At 59.7% G+C, this 24,957-nt stretch carries 21 protein-coding genes, 2 tRNA genes and 1 pseudogene; 17 read left to right on the forward strand and 7 right to left on the reverse strand.

The annotated features are described in order from the left end of the window. Nucleotides 1-180: 180 nt before the first annotated feature. Genes asd through ACI2KB_RS17525 form a run of 3 tightly spaced genes read right to left on the reverse strand, consistent with a single transcriptional unit; the run spans nucleotide 181 to nucleotide 3,494 of the window. A complete protein-coding gene (gene asd, locus ACI2KB_RS17515) occupies nucleotides 181-1,050 on the reverse strand; it encodes an archaetidylserine decarboxylase (protein ID WP_404636561.1) in 870 nt (289 codons plus the stop codon). Between the two features lie 45 nt (nucleotides 1,051-1,095). Then, entirely contained in the window at nucleotides 1,096-1,911 is an 816-nt protein-coding gene (gene rhdA, locus ACI2KB_RS17520; protein WP_404636441.1) for a thiosulfate sulfurtransferase, read from the reverse strand. Between the two features lie 47 nt (nucleotides 1,912-1,958). Continuing rightward, entirely contained in the window at nucleotides 1,959-3,494 is a 1,536-nt protein-coding gene (locus ACI2KB_RS17525) for an HDOD domain-containing protein (RefSeq protein WP_404636442.1), read from the reverse strand. A 211-nt stretch (nucleotides 3,495-3,705) separates the two neighbouring features. Here ACI2KB_RS17525 and motA point away from each other — a divergent pair, with 211 nt between their 5' ends. Both motA and motB read left to right on the forward strand, forming a co-directional pair. After that, entirely contained in the window at nucleotides 3,706-4,557 is an 852-nt protein-coding gene (gene motA / locus ACI2KB_RS17530; RefSeq protein ID WP_404636443.1) for a flagellar motor stator protein MotA, read from the forward strand. Between the two features lie 3 nt (nucleotides 4,558-4,560). Continuing rightward, nucleotides 4,561-5,586 carry a flagellar motor protein MotB gene (motB, locus tag ACI2KB_RS17535; protein ID WP_404636444.1) on the forward strand — a complete coding sequence of 342 codons (1,026 nt, stop codon included), beginning with the start codon at nucleotides 4,561-4,563 and terminating at the stop codon, nucleotides 5,584-5,586. A 193-nt stretch (nucleotides 5,587-5,779) separates the two neighbouring features. Here motB and rsgA read toward each other — a convergent pair whose 3' ends face one another. Then, nucleotides 5,780-6,811: a small ribosomal subunit biogenesis GTPase RsgA gene (gene rsgA, locus ACI2KB_RS17540; RefSeq protein WP_404636445.1), complete on the reverse strand. Its 1,032-nt coding sequence runs from the start codon at nucleotides 6,809-6,811 to the stop codon at nucleotides 5,780-5,782. A gap of 112 nt (nucleotides 6,812-6,923) precedes the next feature. Here rsgA and orn point away from each other — a divergent pair, with 112 nt between their 5' ends. Together orn and ACI2KB_RS17550 are read left to right on the forward strand one after the other, a co-directional pair. After that, on the forward strand, nucleotides 6,924-7,460 hold the full coding sequence (gene orn / locus ACI2KB_RS17545) for an oligoribonuclease (RefSeq protein WP_404636446.1): 537 nt from the start codon (nucleotides 6,924-6,926) through the stop codon (nucleotides 7,458-7,460). A gap of 9 nt (nucleotides 7,461-7,469) precedes the next feature. Beyond that, complete coding sequence (locus ACI2KB_RS17550) at nucleotides 7,470-8,081, forward strand: trimeric intracellular cation channel family protein (RefSeq protein WP_404636447.1); 612 nt, start codon at nucleotides 7,470-7,472, stop codon at nucleotides 8,079-8,081. A 40-nt stretch (nucleotides 8,082-8,121) separates the two neighbouring features. On the opposite strand, the gene queG is transcribed toward ACI2KB_RS17550, so the two are convergent. After that, nucleotides 8,122-9,219 carry a tRNA epoxyqueuosine(34) reductase QueG gene (queG, locus tag ACI2KB_RS17555; protein ID WP_404636448.1) on the reverse strand — a complete coding sequence of 366 codons (1,098 nt, stop codon included), beginning with the start codon at nucleotides 9,217-9,219 and terminating at the stop codon, nucleotides 8,122-8,124. Between the two features lie 62 nt (nucleotides 9,220-9,281). On the opposite strand from queG, the gene ACI2KB_RS17560 reads away from it, so the two are divergent. The 13 genes and pseudogenes from ACI2KB_RS17560 to ACI2KB_RS17620 all read left to right on the forward strand — a co-directional run bounded on the left by ACI2KB_RS17560 (nucleotide 9,282) and on the right by ACI2KB_RS17620 (nucleotide 24,355). Next, a complete protein-coding gene (locus ACI2KB_RS17560) occupies nucleotides 9,282-10,778 on the forward strand; it encodes an NAD(P)H-hydrate dehydratase (RefSeq protein WP_404636449.1) in 1,497 nt (498 codons plus the stop codon). Continuing rightward, nucleotides 10,766-11,236, forward strand: a complete 471-nt coding sequence (gene tsaE / locus ACI2KB_RS17565; protein WP_404636450.1) for a tRNA (adenosine(37)-N6)-threonylcarbamoyltransferase complex ATPase subunit type 1 TsaE — start codon at nucleotides 10,766-10,768, stop codon at nucleotides 11,234-11,236. The genes ACI2KB_RS17560 and tsaE overlap by 13 nt, the downstream gene beginning before the upstream one ends. A 2-nt stretch (nucleotides 11,237-11,238) precedes the next feature. Next, on the forward strand, nucleotides 11,239-12,678 hold the full coding sequence (locus tag ACI2KB_RS17570) for an N-acetylmuramoyl-L-alanine amidase (protein ID WP_404636451.1): 1,440 nt from the start codon (nucleotides 11,239-11,241) through the stop codon (nucleotides 12,676-12,678). 38 nt (nucleotides 12,679-12,716) lie between these two features. Then, a complete protein-coding gene (mutL, locus tag ACI2KB_RS17575; protein WP_404636562.1) occupies nucleotides 12,717-14,675 on the forward strand; it encodes a DNA mismatch repair endonuclease MutL in 1,959 nt (652 codons plus the stop codon). Continuing rightward, nucleotides 14,675-15,646, forward strand: coding sequence for a tRNA (adenosine(37)-N6)-dimethylallyltransferase MiaA (gene miaA, locus ACI2KB_RS17580; protein ID WP_404636452.1), 972 nt, complete (start codon nucleotides 14,675-14,677; stop codon nucleotides 15,644-15,646). The genes mutL and miaA overlap by 1 nt, the downstream gene beginning before the upstream one ends. A gap of 90 nt (nucleotides 15,647-15,736) precedes the next feature. Next, nucleotides 15,737-15,997, forward strand: coding sequence for an RNA chaperone Hfq (gene hfq / locus ACI2KB_RS17585; protein WP_404636453.1), 261 nt, complete (start codon nucleotides 15,737-15,739; stop codon nucleotides 15,995-15,997). Nucleotides 15,998-16,009: 12 nt separating this feature from the next. Further along, complete coding sequence (hflX, locus tag ACI2KB_RS17590; protein ID WP_404636454.1) at nucleotides 16,010-17,311, forward strand: ribosome rescue GTPase HflX; 1,302 nt, start codon at nucleotides 16,010-16,012, stop codon at nucleotides 17,309-17,311. Between the two features lie 96 nt (nucleotides 17,312-17,407). Continuing rightward, nucleotides 17,408-18,583, forward strand: coding sequence for an FtsH protease activity modulator HflK (gene hflK / locus ACI2KB_RS17595; protein ID WP_404636455.1), 1,176 nt, complete (start codon nucleotides 17,408-17,410; stop codon nucleotides 18,581-18,583). Next, nucleotides 18,583-19,452 carry a protease modulator HflC gene (gene hflC, locus ACI2KB_RS17600; RefSeq protein WP_404636456.1) on the forward strand — a complete coding sequence of 290 codons (870 nt, stop codon included), beginning with the start codon at nucleotides 18,583-18,585 and terminating at the stop codon, nucleotides 19,450-19,452. The genes hflK and hflC overlap by 1 nt, the downstream gene beginning before the upstream one ends. Nucleotides 19,453-19,733: 281 nt before the next feature. Continuing rightward, nucleotides 19,734-20,921, forward strand: coding sequence for an ATP phosphoribosyltransferase regulatory subunit (locus ACI2KB_RS17605; protein WP_404636457.1), 1,188 nt, complete (start codon nucleotides 19,734-19,736; stop codon nucleotides 20,919-20,921). Nucleotides 20,922-20,976: 55 nt separating this feature from the next. Next, the gene (locus ACI2KB_RS17610; protein WP_404636458.1) at nucleotides 20,977-22,269 is read left to right on the forward strand and encodes an adenylosuccinate synthase; all 1,293 of its coding nucleotides are present in this window, start codon (nucleotides 20,977-20,979) and stop codon (nucleotides 22,267-22,269) included. 967 nt (nucleotides 22,270-23,236) lie between these two features. Continuing rightward, nucleotides 23,237-23,449, forward strand: a pseudogene (locus ACI2KB_RS17615) (methyl-accepting chemotaxis protein); the annotation flags it as partial. A 201-nt stretch (nucleotides 23,450-23,650) separates the two neighbouring features. Then, nucleotides 23,651-24,355 carry a methyl-accepting chemotaxis protein gene (locus ACI2KB_RS17620; protein WP_404636563.1) on the forward strand — a complete coding sequence of 235 codons (705 nt, stop codon included), beginning with the start codon at nucleotides 23,651-23,653 and terminating at the stop codon, nucleotides 24,353-24,355. Between the two features lie 155 nt (nucleotides 24,356-24,510). Here ACI2KB_RS17620 and ACI2KB_RS17625 read toward each other — a convergent pair. Both ACI2KB_RS17625 and ACI2KB_RS17630 read right to left on the reverse strand, forming a co-directional pair. Then, nucleotides 24,511-24,597, reverse strand: a tRNA-Leu gene (locus ACI2KB_RS17625). A gap of 220 nt (nucleotides 24,598-24,817) precedes the next feature. Beyond that, a tRNA-Leu gene (locus tag ACI2KB_RS17630) sits at nucleotides 24,818-24,904 on the reverse strand. Nucleotides 24,905-24,957 lie beyond the last annotated feature (53 nt).

Genomic DNA, 24,957 nt, shown 5'->3' on the forward strand with positions numbered 1-24,957 from the left:
AGCGAAGTTTCCTACAACACCGATGGACGACTGTACCAGCATCGACGTTGTGTCGCAGCCATTAATATCAAAGTGACATTGTATTGAGGCCGATACGTCGGTTTCGTGACGATGAATGGCGGGTCTCATTGAACATGAGTGGCCCGCCAATAAACCGTTTCAGAGTTTGTGAGGCAAAAATCAAGCCTGAACAGGCGTTGCCAGCAGTTGACCCATTTGCGTGGGCGAACCGGCCGACAGCTCCTCGACCCATTTCACCTGATTCGGGCCAAACAGCACGATGGCGGTCGAGCCCAGTTTGAAGCGACCCAGTTCGGCGCCTTTCTCCAGATGAATCGGCGCACGGGCCGCTTCGTCATAACGGAAGGTTTTCAGCTCGCGCTTCGGAGGTGTCACCAGACCGGCCCAGACGGTTTCGACCGAGGCCACGATCATTGCGCCCACCAGCACAACGGCCATCGGGCCGCGCTCGGTGTCGAACAGGCAGACCACGCGCTCGTTGCGGGCGAACAGTTCCGGCACGTTTTCAGCGGTGGTCTGGTTCACTGAGAACAGACGCCCTGGTACGTAAACCATTTCACGCAGCGTGCCTGCCAGTGGCATGTGAACGCGGTGATAGTCCTTCGGCGACAAGTAAATGGTGGCGAATTCACCGCCCATGAACGGCGCGGACAGGCGTGCATCACCACCCAGCAGTTCCAGCGCGCTGAAGCTGTGGCCTTTGGCCTGGAAGATGCGGCCATGGTCGATAGTGCCCAACTGGCTCACGGCGCCGTCAGCGGGGCAGAGGATTGCGCCCGGTGTTTCATCCAGGGGGCGAGCGCCCGGCTTCAGCGCCCGGGTGAAGAAGTCGTTGAAGTGCGGGTACGCCGTGGCGTCCTCCACCAGCGCCTGAGACATGTCGACCTGATAGCGGCGCACGAACCATTGGGTGAATGCATTCTTGAACCAGCGCACGCGGCACTCGGCTACACAACCCGCCAGGCGAGACAGCAGATGGTGAGGCAGCAGGTATTGGAAAAGGATAAACAGACGCTGTTTCATCAGGATTCCTAAGCGTTTGAAAAAGGGAAATTCAGGTCGCGTGGCAACCCGTTATTTCTCGACCGGCGTGTCCGGATGATTGCCCCATTCGCCCCACGAACCGGCGTAGCCCTTGATTCGCGGATAGCCCAGCGCCTTGGCCACCAGATAGGTGAAGCCGGAGCGATGGTGAGTCTGGCAATGGGTGATGACTTCTTTGTCGGGGGTGATGCCGAGGTTTTCGAGTATCTGCGGCATGTCTTTGCGGATGCGCAACTGGCGGGCCTGATCCATGCCGCCCGTCCATTCGAAGTTGATTGCGCCGGGGATGTGCCCTCCTCGGGCTGCGACGACTTTTTCACCCGAATACTCGCTGGGACCGCGTGCGTCCCAGATTGCCAGGTCCGCAGCGCCCAGACGGCTTTGCAGGTATTCGCGGGTCGCGGTGGGGGCGTCGTGGATCGTGATTGCAACCGGGCCACCGGCAGGCGCAGGCACTTCAGTAGAGAGCAGCAGGCCTTCGGCTTGCCAAGACAGCACGCCACCATTCAGGTAGTGATACTTCGAGTGCCCAATGACGTCCAGCAGCCAGATGAAACGACCGGCCCAACCGCCGCCTTCGTCGTCGTACACCACGTAGACCGCGTCAGGGTTGTGGCCGAGTTCGCCGAACAGTGTTTCCAGTTGCGCCTGGGTCGGCAGCAGACCGGGCGCCGGAGGCTGGCCCAGTTGAGTGCGTTTCGGGTCGACGAAGCGGGCGCCGGGGATATGGCCTGCCTCATAACGGGCGGCGCTGGTCAGGTCGACCAGAATCAGTTCTGAAGCGCCGAGGCGTGCCTGCAGGTCTGCAGGCTCGATCACCAGTGGCAAGCTTGAGAAGGCAGACATGTGACGTCTCCAGATCATGAAAAAAGAGGCGAATTGTAGCTCAGCCGTCAGCCGTTGCGTTGGCTAAAGGTTGTCAGAGCTTTCTCGATACATTGCCCGGTTTTTCCGAATGCCTGGACCGTCACTTCCGAAAATGGCCCGCCACCCTGATCGGCCATGATCACCATCACCACGCGGCCGTTGCTGGCCAACGAGCGGATCAGCAGGTTTTCCCCCGGAAACAGGCTGCGCAGCTGAGGAGGAAGCAATGCCGAGAACTGTGCGTTATTGCTGGCGGTCAGGCGCAATTGGGTGGCTTGCGCCATCAAGCGTTGCAGCACGGTGCTGTCACGATAAGGGATGAGCAGCGCGGCGGACGTCGGGTCTACCCCTGCCAGTTGGTGTACGCGCAAAGTGTCGGTCTTGCGGTCGATCATGAGCAGCACGGTACGCTTCATGCCAGAGGCGAGCAGCGCATCCCGCGCACAAGTGGTCAGGTGCATTGCGTTGGTGAACGCGCTGGGCTCTTTGAGCAAGTCGCCGCAATGCTTGCGCCAGATTTGCAACGCTTCGGCCGATGGCGGCGGGGCGGGCAGCAAACCTTTGTGGACCCGGCGCGTGTCCCATGGCCACAGCAACGCTTCAGCCGGATGCCAGACGCCGGGCGCGGCATGCTGACGTGCGCTGGCGGCGGCGTTTTGATGCACTTGTTGCTGTAATTCGTCGAAAGGCTGTTGCAGGTACAGGCTGGTCAGCAGTTGCCAGCGCAGATTGTGTGGGGTGTCCCAGGATTGTTGCGCCGACAGCGCGAGGCCGTTGGCCAGCAGAATCGTATTGGCGGGTTGGTTGAGCCAGCGGCGCAAGGGCAGATCGGCGTCCAGTGCTTGTTGCTGTTTCAGTGGGTCACCATTTTCATGCGCGATACGCAGCACCTTCACCAGACTGCGCTGCTCGCGGACCAGCAGATCGTAGCCCTGCGTCACCCAGATCGGCAGTTGCCAATGCTGGGCCATGGCTTGACAGAGCTGTACCAGACGCACGCCAAACAACGATTTTTCGACAGTTTTTGCGCACTCGCCCTTGTGGATGACCCTCAGCTCCCATTCTTCCAGAAGCTTGGGGTGCGCCAATGCCATCGGCCACAGGGGGGCGAGGAACAGCAGACTTCCCAGATGAATGTCCTGCCACAAGCGTGCGAGCTGATTGGCGAACAATCCGTAAGCCTGTTGCGTGGCGTGCTGGCTGATGAGTTGCAGTTGGCGAAACGCGACCGGGATGTTCTGCAATTCGATGCTGGGCAGGCGCGCCAGTAATGTGCCGGTGCGGGCCAGGCCCAAGCGGTTCAAGGCCACTTCAAGGCTTTCCGCAGGTTCGGTTAGGCCACCGGCATTCAAATTCGCTTCGCGCAATACGCTGAGGACCAGCGCCGGACTGTCCTGCATGAAGTCGGCAATCTCTCGCAACGAGCGGCGGCTGTCGTTGAGCGCAGCGTGCACCTTCGCATGAGCGTTGGCAGGGACGGGCAGGGCAATGCCATCGAGCTGCTTGACCCAAGCGTCGAGTGTCTGCGGAACGAGGAGCGTAGAAGCTTTTTCTGATTGCATTCACAAGGCCCGTACGGCTGGGAGGTTTTGATCGGCGTCGAATGGTGGCATCATGCTGGCCGTTGCGCTGTGGTGCCCGAGCCAGACGCCAGACAGGATTTTCGCCTGAATTGACTATAGTCTGGCGCACTCATGCCGATAAGTAGAACAAGAGTTTCGACCGCTTCTCGCACAATGACCTTGAACCCGACTCAGTAAGTATTTTTTATCTATGGCAAAAATTATCGGCATCATCGTCGTTTTCGCGAGCGTTCTCGGCGGCTACGTACTTTCCCATGGTCAGATTGCTGCGTTGATCCAGCCTTTCGAGGTGATGATCATCGGCGGTGCTGCGCTGGGTGCATTCCTCCAGGCGAACCCGGGATATATGACCATGCTGGTCATCAAGAAGTCCCTGAAGATGTTCGGTTCGCGCTTCACTCACGCCTTTTACCTCGAAGTGCTGGGCCTGATCTACGAAATCCTCAACAAAAGCCGTCGTGAAGGCATGATGGCCATCGAAGGCGATATCGAAGAGCCGGAAAACAGCCCGATCTTCGCCAAGTACCCCAGCGTGTTGAAAGACACCAAGATGATCGCGTTCATCTGCGATTACCTGCGCATCATGTCCTCGGGCAACATGGCTCCCCACGAGCTGGAAGGCCTGTTCGACATGGAACTGCTGAGCATGAAAGAAGAGCTTGAGCACCCTTCCCATGCGGTGACCGGCGTCGCGGACGGTATGCCCGGTTTCGGTATCGTTGCGGCGGTACTGGGTATCGTCGTGACCATGGCGTCCCTGGGTTCCGGTGACAAAGCGGCGATCGGTATGCACGTAGGTGCGGCGCTGGTCGGTACCTTCTTCGGTATTCTCGCGGCCTATGGCTTCTTCGGCCCACTGGCGCAGTGCCTGGCCCACGACGCCAAAGAAGAAATGAACGTGTTCGAATCGATCAAGGCTTCCCTGGTGGCATCGGCCTCGGGTGTGCCGCCTTCACTGGCTGTCGAGTTCGGTCGCAAGGTGTTGTACCCGGCTCACCGCCCCAGCTTCAGCGAGCTGGAACAAGCTGTTCGCGGTCGTTGATCCATGGAAAATAATCAGCCCATTATCGTCAAGCGCGTAAAGCGCTTTGGCGGCGGACACCACGGCGGCGCCTGGAAAATCGCCTTCGCCGACTTCGCGACGGCGATGATGGCGTTCTTCCTGGTGCTGTGGCTGATGTCGTCGGCCACGCCCGAGCAGTTGATCGCCATCGCCGGTTACTTCAAGGATCCGGTCGGGTTCTCTGACAGTGGTTCGCCGTACGTCATCGACCTGGGCGGCTCGCCCGAGATGTCGCCGGACCAGACCCTCAACCCTGAAGTCAAATCCACCCCCGCGCCCGACAAAGTCCCGGTGGACGCCGATCAGCAGGATGCAGCGGCCGAGCAGGTCGAGCAGGAGCGGCTGGAGATGCTCCTGCAAGAGTTGCAGACCAAGGTCAACGAGAACCCGCAACTGGCGAAGTTCAAGGACCAGATCCTGTTCGAGATTACTCAGGACGGCTTGCGTATCCAGATCATGGACGCGGAAAACCGCCCGATGTTCGACATCGGCAGTGCGCGCCTGAAACCGTATTTCGAAGACATCCTTCTGGCCATGGCCGACACCATCAAAACGGTGCCAAACAAGGTGAGCATCAGTGGCCACACCGACGCCACGCCATACGTGGGCAATAACGGTTTCGGTAACTGGGAACTGTCAGCCAACCGCGCCAACGCCGCACGTCGTGCGCTGACGGCAGGCGGTTACCCGGATCCGCAAGTGGCTCGTGTCGTGGGCTTCGCCTCGTCGTCGCTGTACGACAAGGAGAACCCGAACAACCCGATCAACCGCCGTATCGACATCACCGTGCTGACCAAAAAGGCACAGGCGCGTATCGAAGGCGACCAGAACGCGGGCGGCGCCCCGAAAGCGGCGCCAGCTCCTGCGGCGCCAGCGGGCCAGCCTGGCGCGTCGAGCAGTGCGGCACCGGCCGTCGATCCACAGGCTGACGCCCAGCCTCATGAGATTCGGCAGAAGCTGAACATCTTCGATCAAGGGCAGTTGAAGATCGACGAGACCAAGAACTGATTTACGGTTCTGACAAAAACGCCGCGATAATCGCGGCGTTTTTGTGTGCCATCAATGGTGAGCGGAAACCGTGTGGGAGCCGGCTTGGTGCGGGCGGCGTTCCGACGAAAGCGTCGGGTCAGGCACCGTCGATGTTGATTGATCGAGCGCCTTCGCCAGCAAGTCGGCTCCCACAGGAGGACAGTGCATCGGCTCAGTAACTGCTCTCCGGCAAACTCGCGATGATCGACCGATAGCTGTTCATCCGCTGCTGCTGCACCCGGCCATCTTCCAGCGCCTTGAGCAGTGCGCAGCCCGGCTCGCGATCATGTTTGCAATCGCGGAAGCGGCAGCGGCCCAACAGGTCGTTGAACTCGATGAAGCCCGCTTCCACATCGGCGCGGCTGACGTGCCCCAGGCCGAATTCGCGAATGCCGGGGGAGTCGATCAAATCGCCGCCACGGGGGAAATGGAACAACCGCGCAGTGGTCGTGGTATGCGTGCCTTGACCGGAGTATTCGGAAAGCGGCCCGACTCGCGTCCCTACCTCAGGCAACAGGCTGTTGACCAGCGATGACTTGCCCACGCCAGACTGCCCCACGAAAACGCTGGTGTTGTGATCCAGCAAATCCTGCAACTGCTGCATGCCATCGCCGTGATGAGCAGACACTTCCAGCACCGGGTAACCCAGCGTGCGATACACCGCCAGCAGTGCATTGAGCGCCGGGGCGTTCTGGTCGTTGATCAGGTCGAACTTGTTCAGCAGCAACAGCGGACGAATGCCCGAATGTTCAGCCGCCACCAGATAGCGGTCGATCAGGTTGGCGTGAGGCTCCGGCGCGGGGGCGAAGACGATCACGATCAAATCGACGTTGGCCGCCACAGGCTTGAGTTGGCCGCGAGTATCAGGCCGGCACAGTTCAGTGGTGCGCGGCAATTGCGCAACGATCACACCGATACCCTGATTGCCCGGACGCCAGACCACCTTGTCACCCGTCACCAGAGCGGGCAGGTTCGCCCGCAAGTGGCAGCGAAACACCTGCCCGCTCAGTTCGCCTTCTTGCGCCTCGACTTCGACCTGCACGCCGAAGTGCGCGATGACCAACCCTGTCTGCTCAGGACCCAGATCCCCGCCTTCCAGCGTTTCCAGGGCCAGAGACTCGCGTTTGGCCGCGCGGGCGGCGCGTTCGCCCTGAATCTTTTCGATGCGCCAGTTCTGGCGGCGGTTGAGTTGGCGTTTGGCCATGGGTGTTCAGTGTTCCAATTCGGGGTGCAGAAAGCGGCAGATTGAGTAAAACGCCGGGAGTCTAGCACGCTTACCTAGGCTAAACTGCGCGCCTACGCTAAGGAGCCGACATATGCAGAACAAACAGAATCTGATCTGGATCGACCTGGAAATGACCGGTCTGGACCCTGATAACGACGTCATCATCGAGATGGCCACAATCATCACCGACAGCGAGCTGAACACGCTGGCAGAGGGGCCGGTCATCGCCATTCATCAAAGTGACGACCTCCTGAACGGAATGGACGAGTGGAACACCCGTCAACACGGCGGCTCGGGCCTGACCCAGCGCGTGCGCGAGAGCAACATCTCCACCGCCGAGGCTGAAGCCATGACCCTGGAGTTCATCAAGCAATGGGTGCCAGAGCGCAGTTCTCCGATTTGCGGCAACAGCATCTGCCAGGACCGTCGCTTCCTTTATAAGCGCATGCCGACCCTGGAAAACTACTTTCACTACCGCAATCTCGATGTGTCGACGCTCAAGGAGTTGGCCGCACGCTGGTCGCCGGAACTGAAATTCAAGAAAGGCAGCACCCACCTGGCGCTGGACGACATCCGTGAGTCCATTGCCGAGCTGCGTTTCTATCGCGAGCACTTCATCAAGGTTTAATCTGCCACCATGCTGTTGATGCTTTATCTGATCGCCATCACCGCCGAAGCGATGACGGGCGCATTGTCTGCCGGGCGGCGCGGAATGGACTGGTTCGGTGTGGTGCTGATCGCCTGCATCACGGCCTTGGGCGGTGGTTCGGTGCGTGACGTGCTGTTGGGCCATTACCCGCTGACGTGGGTCAAGCACCCTGAATATCTGATCCTGACCAGTGCCGCGGCATTGGTCACCATCTTCATCGCGCCCCTGATGCGGCATTTGCGTTCGCTGTTTCTGGTGCTCGACGCCCTGGGGCTGGTGGCGTTCACGATCATCGGCTGCACGACGGCGCTGGAGATGGGGCTGGGCATGATGGTCGCGGCGGTCAGTGGGGTGATCACCGGGACGTTTGGCGGCATCCTGCGCGATATTTTCTGTAACGACATCCCGCTGATCTTCCGCCGCGAGCTGTACGCCAGTGTTTCGTTCGCAGCCGCGTGGTGCTTTCTGCTGTGTCAGTGGGCAGGGTTGCCGATTGAGCAAGGGACGTTGATCACGTTGTCGGGCGGGTTGTTACTGCGTTTGTTGGCGATCCGGTTTCGCTGGGAAATGCCCAAGTTCGTTTACAAGGATGGGCATTGAGTGTCGCTCTGGCCTGTAACGCTCAACTGTGGGATATCGATCAGGCGTTATGCCGCCGCAACGCCCATTCCACATGCTCGCGCACCATCTCTGACGGATAATCCCGCCGAGACTTCAACGCCTCGATCACCGGAATGCTCGACGGCGCATTGCCCAATCCCACCGCCAGATTACGCAACCAGCGCTCATACCCCGCGCGCCGCAGCGGCGAGCCTTCGGTGTTGCTCAGGAAGGTCGCTTCATCCCACAAAAACAGCGTCGTCAGCTCGGCGTTGTCGAGGCCGTGACGCGGCTTGAAGTCGTTCTGATCGGTAGGCCGGGCGAAGCGGTTCCACGGGCAGACAATCTGGCAATCATCACAACCGAACACCCGATTGCCGATCATCGCGCGCAGTTCTTCGGGGATCGATGTCTTCAGCTCGATGGTCAGGTAGGAAATGCAGCGTCGGGCGTCGAGCACGTAAGGGCCGACGAAAGCGTTGGTCGGGCACACATCCAGACACGCGCTGCAACGGCCGCAATGCTCAGTGGCATGGGGTTCGTCAATTGGCAACGCCAGATCGACGAACAACTCGCTCAGGAAGAAATAACTGCCCGCCTTGCGATTGAGCACCAGCGTATTTTTGCCGATCCAGCCCAGCCCGGCCTGTTCGGCGATCGCCTTTTCCAGCACCGGTGCGCTGTCGACGAATGCCCGGAATCCGAATGGTCCGATGGCCTGTTGGATGCGCTCTGCCAACTGCTGCACGCGCTTGCGAATCAGCTTGTGGTAGTCGCGGCCCAAGGCATAACGGGAAACGTAGGCTTTTTCCGGTTGGGCCAGCAATTGCGCCATCTGCGTGTCGCCGGGCAAATAGTCCATGCGCAACGACACGACCCGCAACGTCCCAGGCACCAGTTCGTCCGGGTGCGAACGTTTGCTGCCATGCGCTGCCATATAGTCCATCTCGCCGTGGTACCCGGCTTCCAGCCAGCGTTCCAGATGCTGTTCGTGTTCCGCCAGATCCAGCCCCGAGATGCCGACCTGCTGAAAGCCGAGTTCGCGCCCCCAGTCCTTGATCGATTGGGCAAGCTCGGACAACCCGGCAGCCGAGAGCGGCGCTGAGTTTGTGGATGGATCTACAGTAATCGAGGACATGCAAAGAGGACACCGGGGCGCAGGTGCGTATAATTCTGCCAGACATCGGAGCCCAAAGACTCATGTTGCACAGCAAACCCCCATTTCCCGACGCACTGTACAGCGCCGCGCAGGTCCGCGACCTCGACGCGCGGCTGGTTGCAGCGGGCACGCCTGGCTTCGAATTGATGCAGCGTGCAGCCCATGCAGCGTGGCGGGCGATTCGTCGGCGCTGGCCCGAGGGGCGGCAATTGGCGGTGCTGGCCGGGCACGGCAATAACGCAGGAGATGGCTATCTGATTGCCGCCTTGGCCAAACGGGCAGGGTGGCAGGTGGTTGTTTTCGCGGTGGGCGATTGTTCAGGGCTGCAAGGCGATGCCGAAACTGCTTATAAAGAAGCGCTTTCTGAGCAAGTCGTTATTCAACCGTGGATTCAGCAGCCGCTGTCGGGAATCGTGGTAGACGCGCTTCTGGGGACCGGGCTGAAGGGTAATGTTCGTGCGCCCTACGCGTCTGCTATCGAACACATCAATAACAGCGGCCTGCCGGTCATGTCGGTGGATATCCCTTCAGGGCTGTGTGCGGATACCGGCAGAACGCTGGGGGCGGCGGTTCGTGCAGACCTGACGGTCACCTTTGTCGGCCTCAAGATCGGGCTGTTCACGGCAGATGCGCCTGAGGTGGTCGGGGAGTTGATCTTTGACGACCTTCAGGCCGACCCTGCAATCGTGGCGCAGACCCCCGTCAGCGTTAAACGTCTCGATAAATCTAATTTGCCTGCGCTCAAACCTCGTCTCCGCACCGCGCACAAAGGGCTGTTTGGCCGGGTGCTGGTGATCGGCGGCGATCATGGCTTCGGCGGGGCGGCCCTGTTGGCTGCTGAGAGCACCTTGCGTTGCGGTGCGGGCATGGTCACGCTGGCGACCCGTTCTGAACATGTCGCTGCGGCACTGGCGCGTTTCCCGGAGGTCATGACTGTCGGAATACATTCGGCCAATCAACTGATGGCGCTGATGGATCCCGCGTCGGTGCTGGTCGTCGGGCCGGGCATGGGGCAGCAGGCCTGGGGGCGTAGCCTGTTATCGGCAGCCGCCAATGCCGAGCGACCGCAGGTCTGGGATGCTGACGCACTCAATCAACTGGCCGCCGGTTTTGCGCAATTGCCCAAGGATTGCGTGATCACGCCGCATCCCGGAGAGGCGGCGCGGCTGCTGAGCGTCAGCACGCAAGCGGTGCAGGCTGATCGTCCGACTGCTGCGCTCGCTCTGGCGAAGCGGTTCAATGCCGTTTGTGTGCTCAAGGGGAGTGGCAGTTTGATTGCCAGCCCGGCAGGCGAACTGGCGCTGGCCGATCACGGCCACCCAGCTATGGCGACGGGCGGGCTGGGTGACGTGCTGGCGGGTGTGATTGGCGCGCTGATGGCGCAAAAGATGGCAGCGTTCGATGCGGCGTGCCTGGGTGTCTGGCTGCACGCGCTGGCCGGAGAAAAATGTGGGGCGGGCGGGCGTGGCCTGGCTGCCGCTGATCTGATTCCTGAAATTCGCAAGCTGTTGGAGGAGCAACAACCGTGTCTGAGTTAACCCTGCACCTGGTGGGTGAAGAGGCGATGACCAACTTTGGTGCACGGATTGCCCAAGTCACTGAAAGTAATGGGATTATTTTTCTTGAAGGCGATTTGGGCGCGGGCAAGACCACCTTGTCGCGGGGCATCATTCGCGGTCTTGGTCACACTGGTGCGGTAAAAAGCCCGACTTTTACCCTCGTAGAACCTTACGAAATTGGGAGAAATCGCGCGTATCACTTTGATCTTTACCGACTTGTTGACCCAGAAGAGCTAGAATTCCTCGGCATACGCGACTACTTCGAAGGCGAAGCGCTTTGCCTCATAGAGTGGCCCAACCTCGGTGCAGGCTTTTTGCCAAAGCCTGACCTGATCATTACCATTAGGCCGCACGCGGAAGGTCGAGCGTTGACGCTAAGCCCGGAGAGCTCGCGCGGCGAGGCGTGGTGTGCCGCTTTGGCTTTGGAATTCAAATAGATATGGGGTTTGGTATGCGCATGCGCGCGCTGGTTTCTGTGATTGGACTGCTGCTGACGACATTGGCTGTCGATGCGTTTGCCGCCTCACAGGTACGAAGTGTCCGCTTATGGCGTGCGCCGGATAACACCCGGCTGGTGTTCGACCTGTCCGGTCCGGTTCAGCACAGCGTCTTTACCTTGCAGTCTCCAGATCGTCTGGTGATCGACATCAACGGCGCCACGTTGGGCGGCTCGCTTAATATCGCGACCGCCAACACCCCGATCACGGCCATGCGTTCGGCCCAGCGTACGCCGGATGATCTACGTGTCGTCATCGATCTGAAAAAGGCCGTGACGCCGAAGAGCTTCACGCTCGCGCCGAATCAGCAGTACGGGAACCGGTTGGTGGTTGATCTCTATGACAACCCCGCAGACGCCAATCCGACGCCAACCGTCGCGGATACCCCGGCCACGGCTGCCCCGGCGACGCCTGCCGTGCCGGTCAGCCCATCCAAGCCTGAAATCAAACTACCTCCTGTGCCCAACGGCAAGCGCGACATCGTGGTCGTCATCGATGCCGGCCATGGCGGGGAAGACCCTGGCGCCTCCGGTGGCCGTGGGCAGAAAGAAAAGAATGTCGTGTTGTCGATCGCCAAAGAGCTGCAGCGGCAGATCAACGCCGAGAAGGGCTATCGCGCTGAACTGACCCGTACCGGGGATTATTTCATCCCGCTGCGTAAACGGACCGAGATCGCCCGCGCGAAAGGCGCGGACCTGTTCGTTTCCATCCACGCTGACGCCGCGCCTTCCTCGGCTGCGTTCGGTGCGTCGGTGTTTGCCTTGTCTGATCGTGGCGCGACGTCCGAGACGGCTCGCTGGCTGGCAGACAGTGAAAACCGTTCCGACCTGATCGGTGGCGCGGGGGCGGTGAGTCTGGATGACAAGGACCGCATGCTGGCCGGGGTGTTGCTGGACCTGTCGATGACGGCTTCGCTGACTTCCAGCCTGAACGTTGGCCAAAAAGTCCTGACCAACATCGGTCGCGTGACCCCGTTGCACAAATCCCGTGTCGAGCAGGCCGGTTTCATGGTGCTCAAGTCGCCGGATATCCCGTCGATTCTGGTCGAGACAGGCTTTATCTCCAACGCCGCTGAAGCCAACAAGCTTGAAGGCGCCAGCCATCAGCAGGCCCTGGCGCGCTCGATCACTGCGGGCGTAAAACAGTTCTTCCAACAGAACCCGCCGCAAGGCACCTACATTGCGTGGCTGCGTGACAACGGCAAATTGGCCATGGGTGCGCGTGAGCACACCGTACGCCCCGGCGAGTCGCTGAGCATGATCGCCGTGCGCTACGACATGAGCATGGAAGCGCTGCGCAGTGCGAACAAATTGAGTTCCGATGAGTTGAAAATCGGCCAGCAACTGAGAATTCCGAGCGCGGAACTGGCGGGTGAGCCGTGAGTGATCTGTTGCTGGATGAGCAGGGGCTCAATGTTGGCGTGAGTGACGACAGCCCTGCCGCAAAAGCTGCGCGCATTCAGTTGCTCAGCCCTCGGTTGGCGAACCAGATTGCAGCGGGCGAGGTGGTCGAGCGGCCTGCGTCGGTTATCAAGGAATTGCTGGAGAACAGCCTGGACTCCGGTGCTCGCCGTATCGATGTCGAAGTCGAGCAAGCGGGTATCAAACTGCTGCGCGTGCGCGACGATGGTGGTGGCATTTCCTCTGACGACCTGCCCCTGGCGCTGGCGCGCCACGCGACCAGCAAGATTCGCGAGCTGGAAGACCTTGAACGGGTCATGAGTCTGGGCTTTCGCGGTGAGGCGCTGGCGTCGATCAGCTCCGTCGCGCGCCTGACGCTGACCTCTCGCACCCGCGACGCCGATCAGGCCTGGCAAGTGGAAACCGAAGGTCGCGACATGGCCTCTCGCGTGCAGCCTGCGGCCCACCCGGTGGGCACATCGGTAGAAGTGCGCGACCTTTTCTTCAATACCCCGGCCCGGCGCAAGTTCCTCAAAGCCGAAAAAACCGAATTCGATCACCTGCAAGAAGTGATCAAACGCATGGCGCTGGCCCGTTTCGACGTGGCTTTCCACCTGCGCCATAACGGCAAGACGATCCTCAGCCTGCACGAGGCCCGCGATGACGTGGCCCGTGCGCGCCGTGTCTCGGCGGTCTGCGGTCCCGGCTTCCTGGAGCAGGCGCTGCCGATCGAGGTCGAGCGCAATGGCCTGAAACTCTGGGGTTGGGTGGGTTTGCCGACCTTCTCTCGCAGTCAGGCGGACTTGCAGTATTTCTTCGTCAATGGCCGTGCGGTGCGCGACAAACTGGTCGCCCATGCGGTTCGTCAGGCGTATCGAGACGTGTTGTTCAACGGCCGTCATCCGACGTTCGTGCTGTTTTTCGAGGTCGATCCTGCCGTGGTCGACGTCAACGTTCACCCGACCAAACACGAAGTTCGCTTCCGTGACGGGCGAATGGTGCATGACTTTTTATATGGCACGTTGCATCGCGCACTGGGCGATGTGCGTCCTGATGATCAATTGGCGGGCACGACGTCCGTCGCCGCGCTGGTGCGCCCGAGCGGGCCGGGGGCGGGCGAGTTCGGGCCGCAGGGCGAGATGCGCCTGGCCAACAATGTGCTGGAAACGCCTCAAGGCTCTGCGTGGAATGCGCCAAACAGCGCAGGTTCGGTCTCTTCGGCAGGTTCCGGCAGTGGCGCGGGCTATCAATATCAGTACACGCCCCGCCCGGCGTCTGTGCTGCCTGCCGAGGAGGCGCGAGCCGCTTACAGTGCGTTTTTCGCCCCATTGCCGGGTACGACGGTCAATCCGACAACCGCTACGGGCGTCGCCTTGCCTGAGTCTCAAGGCGACATTCCGCCGCTGGGTTATGCCCTCGCGCAGCTCAAGGGTATTTATATCCTCGCCGAAAACGCCCACGGTATGGTGCTGGTGGACATGCACGCCGCTCACGAGCGGATCATGTACGAGCGCCTGAAAATTGCCATGGCCAGCGAGGGCCTGAGTGGCCAACCACTGCTGGTGCCAGAATCGATTGCCGTCAGTCAGCGTGAGGCCGACTGCGCCGAAGAGCACATGGCGACATTCCAGCAACTAGGCTTCGAGTTGCAGCGTTTGGGGCCTGAGAGCCTGGCGATTCGGCAGATTCCTGCGCTGCTCAAGCAGGCGGAGGCGAATCGTCTGGTGCATGACGTGCTGGCCGACCTCATGGAATACGGCACCAGCGACCGGGTTCAAGCTCATATGAACGAACTGCTCGGGACCATGGCCTGCCATGGCGCAGTGCGCGCCAACCGGCGTCTGGCAATTCCGGAAATGAACGCCTTGCTGCGCGACATGGAAAACACCGAGCGCAGCGGTCAATGCAACCACGGGCGGCCAACCTGGACTCAACTGGGTATGGACGATCTCGACAAACTGTTTCTGCGCGGTCGCTGATGAGTGCTTATCCCCCGGCCATCTTTCTGATGGGGCCGACGGCCGCTGGCAAAACCGATCTGGCCATCGAGCTGACCAAAGTCCTGCCGTGCGAGTTGATCAGCGTCGATTCCGCGCTGGTCTATCGCGGCATGGACATTGGCACTGCCAAGCCTTCAAAAGCGCTTTTGGACAAGTATCCACACCGCTTGATCGATATTCTCGATCCGTCTGAAAGCTATTCTGCTGCGGATTTTCGTAGCGATGCGTTGCAGGCGATGGCTGAAATAACAGCCAAAGGAAAAATTCCTCTGCTGGTCGGCGGCACCATGTTGTATTTCAAGGCTCTATTGGAGGGCCTGGCAGACATGCCCGCGGCGGACCCCGATGTTCGTGCGCAGCTTGAAGCCGAGGCGGCGAGCCGTGGCTGGCAGGCGTTGCACGATGAATTGGCGAGCATTGACCCGGTCTCGGCGGCGCGTATTCACCCCAACGATCCGCAACGTCTGGTTCGGGCGCTGGAGGTGTATCGGGTGAGCGGGATGAGCATGACCGCACACCGAGAGCAACAAAGTGCGCAAAGTGCTCAAGCTGGCGCTTCGGGGCGACATCAATTGCCCTATACTGTCGCAAATCTTGCGATCGCACCTCAGGATCGGAAGGTACTGCACGACCGAATCGCGTTGCGTTTCAGGCAAATGCTTGAAGAAGGATTCGTTGAAGAAGTTGTGGCGTTACGTTCGAGGGGTGACCTGCACTCGAATTTACCGTCTATAAGAGCTGTAGGGTATCGCCAGGTCTGGGACCATCTGGACGGAAAGCTGACTTGGGACGAGATGCAGGAACGCGGCATCATCGCCACGCGCCAGTTGGCCAAAAGACAGTTCACCTGGTTGCGAAGCTGGGAAAATTTACACTGGTTGGACAGCCTGGCTTGCGACAATCTGCCACGCACCTTGAAATACTTGGGATCGGTCTCCATATTGGGCTGAGTCCTTGCAATAGCCGTCTATCCTTGGGGGGTAACGGCCTGAGCCAATGTTTTTGAATTTATTCTATTGATCCTTAAAGGAGTGCGGCACATGTCAAAAGGGCATTCGCTACAAGACCCTTACCTGAACACTTTGCGTAAAGAGAAGGTTGGGGTTTCGATCTATCTGGTAAACGGTATCAAGCTGCAAGGCACGATCGAGTCCTTCGACCAGTTCGTTATTTTGCTGAAGAACACTGTCAGCCAAATGGTTTACAAACACGCCATCTCGACCGTTGTTCCGGTTCGTCCAATTCGTCTGCCTAGCGCGTCCGAATCCGACCAGGGTGACGCTGAGCCAGGTAACGCCTGATAGGAGTCTGCCTTGTTCTTTGAGCGCCACGAAGGTGGTGAGCGGGCAATCCTCGTTCATTTGGATGGCCAGGACCCTGAGGCGCGCGAAGATCCGCAGGAGTTCCGGGAGCTGGCTATTTCGGCAGGTGCCGATATCGTTGCATTCGTCAACGTGCCACGGCATCGGCCAACCGCCAAGTTTCTGGTAGGCAGCGGCAAGGTCGAGGAATTGCGCGACCTGGTCCACGCCGAAAAAACCGATCTGGTTATTTTCAACCATGTCCTTACGCCCAGTCAGGAACGCAACCTCGAACGTGTTTTCGAGTGTCGCGTGCTTGACCGTACGGGCCTGATTCTCGACATCTTCGCCCAACGCGCGCGAACCCATGAAGGTAAGCTGCAAGTCGAACTGGCTCAGCTTGAGCACATGAGCACCCGCCTGGTCCGAGGGTGGACTCACCTTGAGCGCCAGGGCGGCGGTATCGGCCTGCGCGGTCCGGGTGAAACCCAGCTCGAAACGGACCGTCGTCTGTTGCGGGTTCGTCTGCGGCAAATCAAAGGCCGTCTGGAGAAGGTCCGCAGTCAGCGCGACCAGGCCCGTCGTGGCCGTTCCCGTGCCGATATCCCGACCGTTTCCATCGTTGGCTATACCAACGCCGGTAAATCAACGCTTTTCAATGCGGTGACCCATTCCGAGGTCTACGCTGCTGATCAGTTGTTCGCCACCCTCGATCCGACCTTGCGCCGTCTTGAACTCGACGACCTGGGACCGATCGTGCTGGCCGACACGGTGGGGTTCATTCGCCACCTGCCGCACAAGCTGGTAGAGGCCTTTCGGGCTACGCTCGAAGAGTCGAGCAACTCGGACCTGTTGCTGCATGTGATCGATGCGCATGAGCCTGACCGCATGGAGCAGATCGAACAGGTGCTGGCGGTGCTGCGCGAGATTGGTGCGCAAGACTTGCCGATGCTGGAGGTCTATAACAAACTCGATTTGCTCGAAGGGGTCGAGCCTCAGATTCAGCGCGATGCCGATGGCAAGCCGCAACGGGTCTGGGTATCTGCACGTGATGGTCGTGGCCTGGATTTGCTCAAGCAAGCCATCGCCGAGCTGTTGGGGGACGATCTGTTCATTGGCACCTTGCGTCTGTCGCAACGCTTTGCGCGGCTACGCGCCCAGTTTTTCCAATTGGGTGCGGTGCAGAGCGAGGCCCATGATGAAGAGGGCCAGAGTCTGTTGGCGGTCCGCCTGCCCCGAGTTGAATTCAATCGCCTGGTGAGTCGCGAAGGACTGCAGCCGCTGGAATTCATCGAGCAACACACTTTGCAATAAAAGCCTTTCGAAGCGGTTGTGCTGCTTCGACAGGCATTCTGTAGCATTGGTCGGCGCGCCGAGGGCGCGTCTTTGCTTTATCAGATGGAGAGCGCTATGGCTTGGAATGAGCCGGGTGGCAACTCGAATAATCAGGATCCCTGGGGTGGCAAGCGCAAAGGCGGCGACCGCAAGGGGCCACCGGATCTCGACGAGGCCTTCCGAAAGCTGCAGGAAAGCCTGAATGGGTTGTTCGGTGGTGGAAAAAAACGCAGCAGTGATGGCGGCGGCAGTGGCAGCTCGGGCAAGGGCGGCGGTTTTGGCCTGCTCGGTATCGGCCTTGTCGTGCTGCTCGCGATCTGGCTTTACAACGCAATCTACGTGGTGGACGAGCAAGAACAGGCCGTCATCCTGCGTTTCGGCAAATACTACGAAACCGTCGGTTCGGGTCTGAATATCTATTTCCCGCCGTTCGACCGCAAGTACCTCGAAAACGTGACCCGCGAACGTGCGTACAGCAAGCAGGGCCAGATGCTCACCGAAGACGAAAACATCGTCGAAGTGCCGCTGACCGTGCAGTACAAGATCACCAACCTGCAGGATTTCGTGCTGAACGTCGACCAGCCTGAGGTCAGCCTGCAACATGCGACCGAAAGTGCCCTGCGTCATGTCGTCGGCTCGACCGCGATGGATCAGGTGCTGACCGAAGGTCGTGAGTTGATGGCCAGCGAAATCAAGGAGCGTCTGCAGCGTTTCCTCGACACCTATCGCACCGGTATCACGGTTACTCAAGTGAACGTGCAGAGCGCCGCTGCGCCTCGTGAAGTTCAGGAAGCCTTCGACGACGTGATTCGCGCCCGTGAAGACGAGCAGCGTTCGCGCAACCAGGCTGAAACCTACGCCAATGGCGTGATCCCGGAGGCCCGTGGTCAGGCTCAGCGTATTGTCGAAGACGCCAACGGTTACCGCGACGAAGTGATTTCCCGCGCCAAGGGTGAGGCGGATCGCTTCACCAAACTGGTCGCGGAATATCGCAAGGCGCCGGAGGTCACTCGTGAGCGTCTGTACCTGGAAACCATGCAGGAAGTCTTCAGCAACACCAGCAAGGTGCTCGTGACCGGCGACAAGGGTCAGAACAACCTGCTTTATTTGCCGTTGGACAAAATGATCGAAAGCAGTCGTGGCAGTTCCGGTTCGTCGTCGAGCGGCGCTTCGGCCACTGTCGTCGATCCGGGGGCTCGTACCTCGGACATGCAAACTCAACGTGACACGCGCACTAGGGAGACCCGTTGATGAGCAATAAATCTCTGGTCGCCCTGATTGTCTGTGCCGTATTGGCCGTTGTGGCCTGGAATAGCTTCTACATCGTCGCTCAGACCGAGCGCGCGGTGCTGCTGCAATTCGGTCGTGTGGTTCAGGCTGATGTTCCACCGGGTCTTCACGTCAAGATTCCTTACGTGAACCAGGTGCGCAAGTTCGACGCGCGTCTGCTGACCTTGGATGCACCCACCCAGCGCTTCCTGACCCTGGAAAAGAAAGCCGTCATGGTGGATGCCTATGCCAAATGGCGCGTGAAGGACGCTGAGCGTTTCTACACCGCGACATCGGGCCTGAAGCAGATCGCCGACGAGCGTCTGTCCCGTCGTCTGGAATCGGGGCTGCGTGACCAGTTCGGTAAGCGTACCTTGCACGAAGCCGTGTCGGGTGAGCGTGACGCATTGATGGCCGACATCACGTCGACGTTGAACAAGATGGCCGAGAAAGAGCTGGGCATCGAAGTCATCGACGTTCGGGTCAAGGCAATCGATCTGCCGAAAGAAGTCAACCGCAGCGTGTTCGAGCGTATGAGCACCGAGCGTGAACGTGAAGCACGTGAGCACCGCGCCAAAGGTAACGAGCTGGCCGAGGGTATTCGTGCTGATGCCGATCGTCAGCGCCGTGTACTGCTGGCCGAAGCCTATCGAGAGTCTGAAGAGACTCGCGGTGATGGCGATGCCCAGGCCGCTGCGATCTACTCCAAGGCGTATGCTCAGGATCAGGAGTTCTACGCGTTCTACCGCAGTCTGCGTGCCTATCGCGAAAGCTTCGCGAACAAGAGCGACGTGATGGTGCTGGACCCGAACAGCGAGTTCTTCCGCTATCTGGAAAAAGCCAAACCGTAATCGCACCCCGTGATCGATACCTCCCGCCGGGCGGCAAAACTGTCCGGCGGGGTGATCACACGGCAAAACGTGTGTATGATGCGGCAGCCGGGAAATTCCCGGCTTTTTTGCGTCTACACGATTGATTGGCCGTGGCGTATGTCGTGCGCGGCAGTTTTTTCGAGGGCAGTGTTCGCAACGCTCAGGCCGGACTCGTCCGGGGATCATCCTGTCGAATGCTGTCTGCTTCACTCAAGGCTCGCCCAAGGGGTTGGCCGCCCGGATCATAGGGGAAAGGCGTAATGGCAACGGTTGACCGCTGGCTGCTGCCGGATGGCATCGAGGAAGTACTGCCGCCGGAAGCTGCGCGCATAGAAGTGGCGCGTCGTCAGGTGCTGGATCTGTTTCAAAGCTGGGGTTACGAGTTCGTCGTGACGCCGCACATCGAATACCTTGAGTCTCTGCTCACGGGTGCGGGCCAGGATCTGGATCTGCGCACCTTCAAGGTGGTCGATCCGCAATCGGGTCGGCAGATGGGCTTCCGTGCGGACATCACGCCGCAGGTCGCCCGTATCGACGCGCATACACTGCGCCGGGAAGGCCCGAGCCGCTTGTGCTATGCCGGTAGCGTATTGCATGCGCAGCCTCGCGCGCTGTCGTCCTCGCGCAGCCCGATTCAACTGGGCGCCGAATTGTACGGCGATGCCAGTCCGAGCAGTGACGTGGAAGTCATCAGCTTGATGCTGGCCATGTTGCAACTGGCCCAGGTGCCTGACGTTCACATGGATCTGGGCCATGTCGGCATCTACCGCGGTCTGGCCCGTGCGGCCGGCCTTTCCGGTGAGGTCGAGCAACAACTGTTTGATGCTTTGCAGCGCAAGGCAATCGATGAAGTCGTCGCCCTGACCGAAGGCTTGCCAGCCGACCTGGCCGCCATGCTGCGCGCACTGGTTGATCTGTGTGGCGGTCGTGAAGTGCTGGTGGCTGCCCGCGAGCGTCTGGCCAAGGCGCCTGCGCCGGTTATCGACGCCTTGAATGATCTGGTGGAAATCGCCGAGCGTCTGTCGGCGCGTTTCCCGGATCTGCCGCTGTACTTCGACCTCGGCGAGCTTCGCGGCTATCACTACCATACCGGTGTGGTGTTCGCGGTGTTCGTACCGGGCGTGGGGCAGTCGATCGCTCAGGGCGGTCGTTACGATGATATCGGTGCCGACTTTGGTCGAGCGCGTCCGGCAACGGGCTTTTCCACCGATTTGAAAACCCTGGTCACGCTGGGGCAGGCGCAGATCGAGCTACCGTCTGGCGGTATCTGGATGCCTGATAGCACCGATGCGGCACTCTGGCAGAAAGTCTGCCAGTTGCGCGGCGAAGGTCAGCGCGTGGTTCAGGCATTGCCAGGCCAGCAGGTCTCGGCAGCGAAAGAAGCCGACTGCGATCGGCAATTGGTTCAGCAGGGCGAGCTTTGGCAGGTGATGCCGCTGGCCTCTTGAGTTTTTCCAGTCGGCACAGCCGGCACCCAAGTTTGCGTGAATGAGGACAAGTGTTATGGGTAAGAATGTCGTAGTCCTGGGCACCCAGTGGGGTGATGAGGGCAAAGGCAAGATCGTTGATCTGCTGACCGAACATGCTACCGCGGTAGTTCGCTATCAAGGCGGCCACAACGCCGGTCACACTCTGGTGATCGATGGCGAGAAAACCGTTCTGCACCTGATTCCGTCCGGTGTACTGCGCGAAGGCGTGCAGTGCCTGATCGGTAACGGTGTGGTCGTAGCGCCTGACGCGCTCATGCGTGAAATCACCAAGCTGGAAGAGAAAGGCATTCCGGTGCGCGAGCGTCTGCGCATCAGCCCGTCCTGTCCGCTGATTCTGTCCTACCACGTTGCGCTGGATCAGGCCCGTGAAAAGGCCCGTGGCGAGCAGAAGATCGGCACCACCGGTCGCGGCATTGGCCCAGCGTACGAAGACAAGGTTGCACGTCGTGGCCTGCGCATCGGTGACCTGTTCCATCGCGAGCGTTTCGCCGCCAAGCTGGGTGAGCTGCTGGACTACCACAACTTCGTGCTGGTCAATTACTACAAAGAACCTGCGATTGACTTCCAGAAAACACTCGACGAGTGCATGGAATACGCCGAGCAGCTCAAGCCAATGATGCTGGACGTGACCGCTGCGTTGCATGAAATGCGTCGCGACGGCAAGGACATCATGTTCGAAGGCGCTCAAGGTTCGCTGCTGGACATCGACCACGGCACCTACCCGTACGTCACCAGTTCCAACACCACCGCAGGCGGCATCGCCACCGGTTCGGGCGTTGGTCCAATGTTCATCGACTACATCCTCGGCATTACCAAGGCCTACACCACGCGCGTCGGTTCCGGTCCTTTCCCGACTGAACTGTTCGACGATGTCGGTGCGTTCCTGGCCAAGCGCGGTCATGAATTCGGTGCGACTACTGGTCGTGCGCGTCGTTGCGGCTGGTTCGATGCCGTCATCCTGCGTCGCGCCATCGACGTCAACAGCATCTCGGGTCTGTGCCTGACCAAGCTGGACGTGCTGGACGGTCTGGAAACCATCAACATCTGCGTGGGCTACGAGAACGAAAACGGCGCAGTGATCGACGCGCCGACCGATGCCGACAGCTATGTGGGCCTGAAGCCTGTTTACGAGCAAATGCCAGGCTGGTCTGAATCGACCCTGGGTGCCAAAACCCTGGAAGAGCTGCCAGCCAACGCTGTGGCGTACATCAAGCGTCTGGAAGAGCTGGTGGGTGCGCCGATCGACATTATTTCGACAGGCCCTGATCGCAACGAGACCATCGTTCTGCGTCATCCGTTCGGTTGATAAGTCGTTGAAATACAAGAAGGGGTCGCAACTGCGACCCCTTTTTTATGCGCGTATGATCCTGATCATGAGAACGGCACGCCCCTTGCTGTAAATACCGTCAGAAAAGATGCCATCATTTTAATGGCGTTTGTTGTTGGGGGAGTCTCCAGTGTCAGCCGTCCTTTCGCTTTTGCGCAGCCGCTTGCTGCGTCCCGTATTCATTGCCCTCGGCATCGCCCTTTTGGTGCAGGTGCTGGTAGCGGTCGCCCTTACCCGGAGCACCGTGACGGCGCTCGAAGCTGATCTGGCTGCGCGCCTGGGTGTAGATTCGCAACACTTGTCGGGCGAGCTTGAGCAGGCGAGTCGTGACGTTACCGCCAGTCTGGACAGCCTCTCGCAAAATACCCGGCAGCGCCTTAGTGCGGGTTTGTCGGCTCGGCTGAAGGATGAGCAGAAACAACTGCGGGGCACGCTGGAAAAGGCCCTCAAGGATTCAGCAGGTGACATGGCTGAATTACTCGCCGCTGTAGCGCCGCGCGCCATGTGGGACAACGACACGCCGACGCTTTCCGAATTCGCACGCCGCGCTCAGCGTAATCCGAACGTGCTGTTCGTGGTATATGACGACGCTCAAGGCGAGCACCTGACGCGCTACCTGAATCGCGACAACGAATCTATCAAGAACCTACTGGCCAAAGGTGAGGGCGAGCGGGCGATGGATAAGGTGCTGAATGCGGCACAGAAAGATCCGTCGGTTTATTACGTCGAGGCGTCCATCAGTCCGAATGGCGTTGAGATTGGTAAGGTGCGCATGGGCGTGTCGACGGCTTTGGTAGAGGCCGACTTGGCTGCGCTGGATAAGCGATTTACGGCGCTGATCGGCAATGGCGAGCAACTGGTCTCCGACAGCCTGGGCAGCGCTGCTGCCGAAAGCTCGACAGCGTTGCGTTCGCGCCTGCAAACCGCGCAGTCCTCTGCTTCGGCGATGGCCACCAATACCAGTGCTGCGGTGCAGGATGCGGCGACGACGTTGCGCTGGAGAATCGGTGTGGGCCTTGCGTTGGTGGGGCTGGGCGTCTTACTGGCGTTGGCGGTGGTCTTGGGGCGCCGTGTTGTCCTGCGTCTGCAACTGCTCAATCGGGCACTGGATGATCTGGCTGCGGGCGAGGGCGATCTGACCAAGCGGGTCAAACTTAACAGTAATGACGAAATCGGTGATATGGCGTCCGCGGTCAATCGCTTCGTCGACAAGCTGCAACCCATCGTACGTGAAGCGGGCGATGTGGCGCAGCAGACCGGCGTTGAGATCGGTGCCATGAGCAAGCGCAATGCGGGCGCCGATGCGGCAGCTGAGTTGCAGCGGGATGAAGTGGCGGCCAGCCTGCAAGCGCTGTCGCAAATGGCCGATGAGGCTCAGGCTGAAAGTCAGGCAATGCAGGCTGCTCTTCAGCAAGTGGTGGACATTCGTCATGCTACGGATGAAAACACCCGCACCTCCAATCAGGTCGGCAATCTGATCGAGGCGCTGGCCGGGCAGGTTGATGCCGGTGCGCAGGTAATTGAACGTCTGGCTCAGCAAAGTGAGCAAATTGAAGTGGTGCTGGAAGTGATTCATGGCATCGCCGAGCAGACTAATTTGCTGGCGCTCAACGCAGCGATTGAAGCGGCGCGGGCGGGGGAGACCGGGCGTGGGTTTGCGGTGGTGGCAGATGAGGTGCGTGCATTGGCCAGCAAGACCCAAAGCTCGACGGGCGATATTCAAGAGCACATCACCAAGCTGCAATCCGGTGCCAAAGAGGCCGTGGCAACCATCGGTATCGCTGGGCGCCAAGCGAAAGAGGGGCTTGAGGTGTTGCGCGACAGCGCACGCTTACAACAGACCGTTCAATCCTCGGTTGAGCAGGTGCATGCGGCAATCGGATTGGCGACGCGTGCCGCTGAGCACCAGGCGAAAGGTGCGCAAGCAGTCAGAGGGCGCGTTGAAGTGATTCATGCTCAAGCAGAGAAGGCGGCGCAGGCGGTGGTCGAAACCACGGCCAGCGGCAAGACGCTGGATAAGCTGGCGGCGCAATTGAAGGCGAGCTTGGGGCAGTTCCGGGCTTAGCGAGTGAGTGGCTATGTATCTGTAGCAGTCCGGCTTGCCGGCGGCAGCGAATTTTGTGACGTCGCCGTCCGCAAGCCGTGTTGCTATAGGGGGGCATTAAATTCACAAACCCCAGAAAGCACAAAACCGAGCACTTGGCTCGGTTTCGTTTTGTCTGGTGCCCAGGAGAAGACTCGAACTTCCACGACCGTAAGGTCACCAGCACCTGAAGCTGGCGTGTCTACCAATTTCACCACCTGGGCATGGCGCTGATTTAATTAGATTTTTCGTTTTGATGCAACTGAATTTTTAATTTTTTTGATCGGAGGGTGTGGTCGTTCGAAGAAATGTAGAAAAGAACGGGCAAGATGGCCGTTGAGGAAAGGGGGGAGTAAGTGATCTACGCTCTGGGTTGTTCTGTAGCGCGATATTTTCAAACCCCGAAAAGCACAAAACCGAGCACTTGGCTCGGTTTCGTTGAATTGGTGCCCAGAAGAAGACTCGAACTTCCACGACCGTAAGGTCACCAGCACCTGAAGCTGGCGTGTCTACCAATTTCACCATCTGGGCAAGTCGTTGATTTCGAAGGATATTTCTTTCGATTTCAACTACAACGTGGCCTG

The sequence above is a fragment of the Pseudomonas sp. NPDC088444 genome, assembly GCF_044900175.1.
Lineage (GTDB): Bacteria > Pseudomonadota > Gammaproteobacteria > Pseudomonadales > Pseudomonadaceae > Aquipseudomonas.